This window comes from Streptomyces swartbergensis, assembly GCF_002148965.1.
GTDB classification, from domain to species: domain Bacteria; phylum Actinomycetota; class Actinomycetes; order Streptomycetales; family Streptomycetaceae; genus Streptomyces; species Streptomyces swartbergensis.
The window spans coordinates 1-5,903 of the sequence record NZ_NGFN01000451.1 but is presented as its reverse complement, the minus strand read 5'-3'; the positions used below and the strand labels follow the sequence as shown (position 1 = coordinate 5,903).

The window sequence follows — 5,903 nt, the reverse complement described above, 5'->3', positions numbered from 1 at the left end:
CGTGGGCGCGGGGGCGGCGATGGGGGCCGCGGCGGCGCTGAAGTGGACCGCCTGGCCGCTGCTGCCCGTCGCGCTGGTGCTGCTCGCGGTGACGGTGGGACGGCGGGCCGCCGTGCGCGCCGCGGTGACGGCCCYGGCGGTGGCGGCGGCCGGCGTCGTGCCGTTCGCCCTCGTCGATCCGCACGCGTTCGTCGAGCACGTGGTGCTGTTCCCGCTCGGCGCGGCCGGCGCCGGATCGCCGGCGACCAGCCCGCTGCCCGGTCACCTGCTCGCCACCCATGTGCCCGGGGGCCGCGCCATCGCCGTGGCGGCGCTGGCGGCGACCGCCGTCGGGATGGCGGTCTGGCTCCTGGCCCGCCCTCCGCGCACGGTCGTCGCCGCGGCGGACCGCGTGGCGCTCGGACTGGCCCTGGCCATGTGCCTGATGCCGGCCACGCGCTTCGGCTACCTCGTCTATCCGCTGGTGCTGGCCGTGTGGTTCCGGCGCGACCGGCTGGGTGACGCCCGGTGAGTCGGTGCCCTCGCGCGCAGCGCACAGCCGGAAACAGACACCTCACCCGGGTCGCCGCCCTGGCCGTGGCGGCGCTGGTCGGGGCCCAACTCCTCGCCTCGTGCGACACGAACGCACCGACGGCCGACCGGCACGTGAACTCGGCTGAGAGCGACGTTGGTTGGGGCCATTTCTGCCACTGGTCGGCCGATTGACGATCATCCCCTGGGTGGATGTAAGGCGCATCCGCTTCCCATGAGGATGACCCCGACCTTTTCGAACACCGAGGAAGGGGAAGGCCGTTGCGTATCGCCCGGCTTCTCGGAACCGTCCTGGGCACCACGTTGCTGACGACCACCGCCGTACTGACCGCACCCGCTCACGCCGCCCCGGCCGCGCCGCCCGCGGGACCCGTGGACCGCACGTCGCTCGACAGAACCGACCTGCGCGAATCGCTGGACGCCATCCACAAGGCGGGCATGTACGGCGTCTTCTCGTCCGTCAGGGACGGCGGCGAGCGGTGGACCGGCGCCTCCGGGCTCGCCGACGTGGCGACCGGACGCCCGGTCACCCCGGGCATGCGGCACCGCGTGGGCAGCATCAGCAAGACCTTCACCTCCGTCGCCCTGCTCCAGCAGGTGGAGCGCGGCCGCATCCGGCTCGACGCACCCATCGGCGACTACCTTCCTGACCTCATACCCGGGGAGCGCGGCCGGCAGATCACCGTCCGCATGCTCCTGAACCACACCAGCCATATCGGCGACTACATAGCGGGGGCCTTCCCCTCCCTCACCGAGGGCTCGACCGCCAGCCTCGACGAGGAGCGCTTCCGCTCCATCCGCCCCGCGGAACTCGTCCGGCTGGGTCTCGCGGCCCCCGCCACCGGACGCCCGGGCGAGCTGCCCGGCTCTTACTCCAACACCAACTACGTCATCGCCGGGCTGCTCCTGGAGAAGGTCACCGGCCAGGACGCCGAGAAGCACATCACTCGCAACGTCATCGACCGGGCCGGGCTGCGCCACACGTCCTTCCCGCGCACCCCGTACATCAAGGGCCCGCACCCGCGGATGTACGAGTCGTTCTACGGCCTGATCGACCCGCCGCGCGACTACAGCGTATACGACATGTCCTGGGCGTACACGGCGGGCGCGGTCGTCTCCACCACCGACGACCTGAACCGCTTCTACCGCGCCCTGCTCGGCGGGAAGCTGATCGGCAAGACCTCCCTGGACGAGATGACGCGCACGGTCCCGGTGAGCGGCCTCGATTACGGCCTCGGCATCTACTCGCTGGAACTGCCCGGCTGCGGCCGCTTCTGGGGCCACGACGGTGCCGTGTTCGGCGCCGGCATGACCGCGCTGTCCAGCCGGGACGGCAAGCGCCAGGTGGCACTCGCGCAGAACCTGATGAAGTACCAGAGCGTCGACGACAACGGCGTCCCGCAGCCGCACGCGATCGACGACGCCCTCTACGCGTACGTCGTCCGCGCCCTCTGCCCGGCCGGCTCCGGGTCCGCTCCCGGGGCGGGTTTCGCCGGCCCGGACGCCCGTGGCGAGCTCAGCAAGCGGTTGCCCGGAATCGACCATTCCCAGTTGACCAAGAGCCTCAAGTTTGGTCGGCTGTCCCACTAGTCGTGTTCGATTCTGATCGAGCGCTTCACAACTCCCAGGGGGGAGCTTGTGACAAGTGGGGGAGTTTCCTTGATGCATCACGATTCCGTCGTGCTGCGCCGCGCCGGATTCCGGCGTGGCGCCGCCGCCCTGACGTTCGTGGCGTTGACCGCCGGCACGGCCCTGACGGGCGTACCGGCCGCCACGGCCGCCGGCAGCGTGGCCCTCGCCGGGAAGACCTGCACGCCGACGGAGGGGTTCTCCGGCTGCCGGCTGTTCGATCCGACGGGCGCCCGCGAGGAGTTCCAGGTCCCGGCCGGCGTCACGGCGCTCGACGTGCGGGCCTGGGGCCAGGGCGGCGAGGGCACCTCCTCCGCCAACGGCGGCGCGGGCGGCTACACCGCGGGCACGCTCCGCGTGGCGCCCGGGGAGCGGCTGTCGCTCGCGGTCGGCGTCCAGCGCTTCGGTGACGCGCTCGGCGGCGCGGCCGGCGGCAAGTTCGCGGCGGTCGGCGGCAACAGCAGCGGCGTCCGCACCAGCGACGGCAAGCCGCTGCTCATCGCCGCCGGTGGCGGTGGCGGGGGATACGGCAGCCCGGAGTCCGGCCAGGGCGGCCCCGGTGGCGGCGAGCGCGGCCAGGACGGCACCAAGCCGGAGCGCGGCGGCAAGGGCGCGGCCGGTCCCACCGGCGGCGCGGGCGGCGGCAACGGCACCTCCGGCGCCGACGCGTCCGCGGGCGGCGAGGGCGGTGCGGGCGGCTCAGGTTCGGGCGGCGAAGGCGGAGGCGGCGGCGCCGGCTACGCGGGCGGCGGCGGTGGCGGCGGCACGGACGAAGCCCGGGGCGTGGCCGGCAGCGGCGCGGGCGGCAGCAGCTACGTCGACCCGGACCGGGTGACCGGCGCCCGGCTGCTCAGCGGCGACCGCGTCGAGGCCCCGGCCAGGACCGACCCCTTCTGGCAGGCCTCCGACGAGGCGGTGCGCGGCGGCATCGCCGAGGGCGGCGTCAACTCCGACCGCGCCGGCCACGGGCGGATCGTCTTCCAGTGGAAGACCTCCGCGATCGCGGAGCTGGCCCAGGTCTCCGGAGCAGGCCAGACCGTCCCGCCGGGCGGCGGCGCGGACCCGGTGGCCGTGGTGGCCCGGGACAAGGCCGGCAACCCGGTCGAGAACGCCTCCGTCACCTTCACGGTCGAGGACCCGGACAAGCTCGGCGCCTTCTTCTTCGTCAAGGACGGCGCCGACACCACCGAGCTGGCCGTGCCGACCGACGCCCGGGGCCGCGCCGAGTCCGCGCCGCTCCAGGCGGGCAACGACAAGGAAGGCGAGTTCACGGTCCGCGCCGAGGCCGGCGGCGCCTCGACGGTCTTCACCGTGAAGGTGAGGAAGGCGTCCTACACCGTGACCGTCGCGGGCGGTGACGACCAGCGGGCCGAACGGGGCGAGGACTTCGAGGAGGCCCTCCAGGCCCGCGTGGTCAGGTCGGGCGCCACGGCACCGGCCGGCACGGAGGTCGAGTTCCGGGTCGAGGACGACAGCGACGACGCCCCCCGCTTCGAGGACGGCGAGCAGGTCGTCCGCGTCAGGACCGACGACTCGGGCAAGGCCACGGCCCCGACCCTGACCGCCGGTGAGGGCACGGGCACGTACACGGTCGCCGCTTCGGTCGGTGACGCCATGACCCAGTTCGCGGTCGAGGTCGTCGCCGGCGACGGGCCCTCGGCGTCCCCGAGCCCCACGGCCGACCCGAGCGCCTCGGCCGACCCGAGCCCGTCGCCCAGCACGAGCACCTCGGGCACGACCGGCGGCACCGGCTCCTCGACCACGGGCGGCACGTCGACGAACCTCGACGGCGGCAGCCTGGCCTCGACCGGCGCCGGCGGCATCGGCCTCCTCCTGGCGGCGGCCGCGGCCCTGGCCACGGTGGGCTTCGCGGCGTTCCGCCTCGCCCCGCGCCTGAAGCTCCGCTCGCGCGACGGCGCGTGACGCGGCGGCACAAGGCCTGACGCGGCGGCACAGCGCCTGACACACCACGTCACCGCGGCGACTGCCCGCACCCGATCACCGGGTGCGGGCAGTCGCCGTTTCGGCCGCTGGAGAAGCGGGTGGTGAGAGTGGGGCGCGTTTTGCGGAACCTTTGCCGGGGGGTCGGGCGTTGGTCCAGTGAGCGCGCGGGAGCGGGTTCGCGAGATGACTTCCGACGAATACCGAGGTGACTCAATGGCAGTCTGGGACAAGCTCAAGGACCAGGCCAAGGCTCTCCAGCAGACTCAGGGCGGGCGCGGTGCCACCGGTGGGCATACTGGTGGGCACAGTGGGGGGACGAGGTCCGGTGGTGGCAGCAAGGCCCAGCTGATCGGCGTGCTGAAGACGCAGCTCGGCTCGCTGAAGACCGAGTTGAAGAGCGGTGCCTACCGGGACGCGAGCATGGCGGTGTGCGCGCTGGTCGCGGCGGCCGACGGGCAGGTGGATCCGGCCGAGCGGCAGCAGGTCGAGTCGATGATCCTCAGCAACGACGTGCTCCAGAACTTCCCGCCGGAGCAGCTGCGGCAGCGTTTCAACAAGCATGTCGACCAGCTGACGATGAACTTCCAGCATGGCAAGGCCGAGGCCATGCAGGAGATCGCCAAGGCCGCCAAGAAGCCCACCGAGGCCCGGGCCGTGATCCAGACCGGCATGGTCATCGCCGGTGCCGACGGCCACTTCTCCCAGGCCGAGGCGACGGTCCTGCGCGAGGCCTGCGCGACGCTGGGGCTGTCCCCGGCCGAATTCCAGCTCTGAGTCCCAGCGCTGAGCCAGCGACTCTGGTTCCAGCTCTGAGTCAACAGCTCTGGTGCCAGCGCTGATCAGCGGCCCGGCTCGGCCCCCTCGGTTCCGCCTGGGGGGCCCGCAGCGCGTCCACGGCCAGGCGGGCCGCCGTGCCGATGACCGCGTCGGCGGCGGGCTGAAGGGCGGCGGTGCGGGCCGTGCGCGTGAAGACGGCGACGGCGTAGCGGCCCCCGTCGGGATACTCGACGACACCGACCTCGTTGCGCACGGTCGGCAGACTGCCCGTCTTGCCCGCCACGTGGACGTCGTCGAAGGGAAACCCGGACGCCGGCCGGTGCGGCCACACCTGGAGCCCGAGGACCCGGCGGAGGGCCGCGCCGTGCTCGGGCGTGCGCCGGGCTCCACCTGGAAGATCGTCACCAGCAGCGCTCTGCTGCTCAGGGACGCCGTCGCACCGAACGACGTGGTGGACTGCCTCAAGTACCTCACGGTGGGGAAGCGGTTTCAGAACGTGGAGCTGTCCGAGCACCCGGGCGCCACCTTCCGCAAGGTGCCGGAGGACGTCGTCGCCCAGCTGCGCGAGATGCCGCGCGCCACCGTCACCGACGGCACCGCGCGCGTCCTGTCCGACCTGCCCGGCGAGATCGGCGCCAAGACCGGCACCGCCGAGGTCTCCGACAACCAGGACGACAACGGCTGGCTCGTCGCGCACCGCGGCAACGTCGCCGTCGCCTGTGTCGTAGAGGAGGGCGCACCCGCGGCGGCTCCGCCGGGCCGGTCGTCCGCGGTCTGCTGGCCGCCGTCCCAGGCGACTCCGAGTGAGCCGGAGATCCCTGGTGAAGACAGCCTCCGAGTGACCGAGTGACCGAGTGACCGAGTGAAAGGAGCACCACGCATGCCTGTCGACGGGCCCGCCTCCTCCCGCCGCGCCTTCCTGGCCGCTGCGGCCTTACTCCCTCTCGCCGGCTGCGGCACGGCCGGCCGGGACACCGACCGTACGGGCCGAGCCCCCACGACCACCCGACCCACCCCGCAGC

General features: G+C 73.4%; 3 protein-coding genes and 3 pseudogenes. 5 read left to right on the top strand and 1 reads right to left on the bottom strand.

Annotated elements, in window-relative coordinates; genetic code table 11:
- The 4 genes and pseudogenes from CA983_RS39595 to CA983_RS39580 form a co-directional block, all read left to right on the top strand.
- Positions 1-511: pseudogene (locus CA983_RS39595) on the top strand (glycosyltransferase 87 family protein); the annotation flags it as partial.
- 281 nt (positions 512-792) lie between these two features.
- On the top strand, positions 793-2,121 hold the full coding sequence (locus CA983_RS39590) for a serine hydrolase domain-containing protein (RefSeq protein ID WP_086605536.1): 1,329 nt from the start codon (positions 793-795) through the stop codon (positions 2,119-2,121).
- A 72-nt stretch (positions 2,122-2,193) separates the two neighbouring features.
- Entirely contained in the window at positions 2,194-4,083 is a 1,890-nt protein-coding gene (locus tag CA983_RS39585) for a glycine-rich protein (RefSeq protein WP_086605535.1), read from the top strand.
- Positions 4,084-4,317: 234 nt separating this feature from the next.
- The gene (locus tag CA983_RS39580; RefSeq protein ID WP_086605534.1) at positions 4,318-4,878 is read left to right on the top strand and encodes a tellurite resistance TerB family protein; all 561 of its coding nucleotides are present in this window, start codon (positions 4,318-4,320) and stop codon (positions 4,876-4,878) included.
- A 40-nt stretch (positions 4,879-4,918) separates the two neighbouring features.
- Here the strand turns inward: CA983_RS39580 and CA983_RS39575 are convergent.
- Positions 4,919-5,254: pseudogene (locus tag CA983_RS39575) on the bottom strand (serine hydrolase); the annotation flags it as partial.
- On the opposite strand from CA983_RS39575, the pseudogene CA983_RS39570 reads away from it, so the two are divergent.
- Positions 5,228-5,688, top strand: a pseudogene (locus CA983_RS39570) (hypothetical protein); the annotation flags it as partial. The pseudogenes CA983_RS39575 and CA983_RS39570 sit on opposite strands and share 27 nt — an antisense overlap.
- Positions 5,689-5,903: the final 215 nt, after the last annotated feature.

Coding starts and splice junctions, on each gene's coding strand:
- CA983_RS39585 (WP_086605535.1), top strand. CDS start 2,194: ATGCATCACGATTCCGTCGTGCTGCGCCGCGCCGGATTCCGGCGTGGC.
- CA983_RS39580 (WP_086605534.1), top strand. CDS start 4,318: ATGGCAGTCTGGGACAAGCTCAAGGACCAGGCCAAGGCTCTCCAGCAG.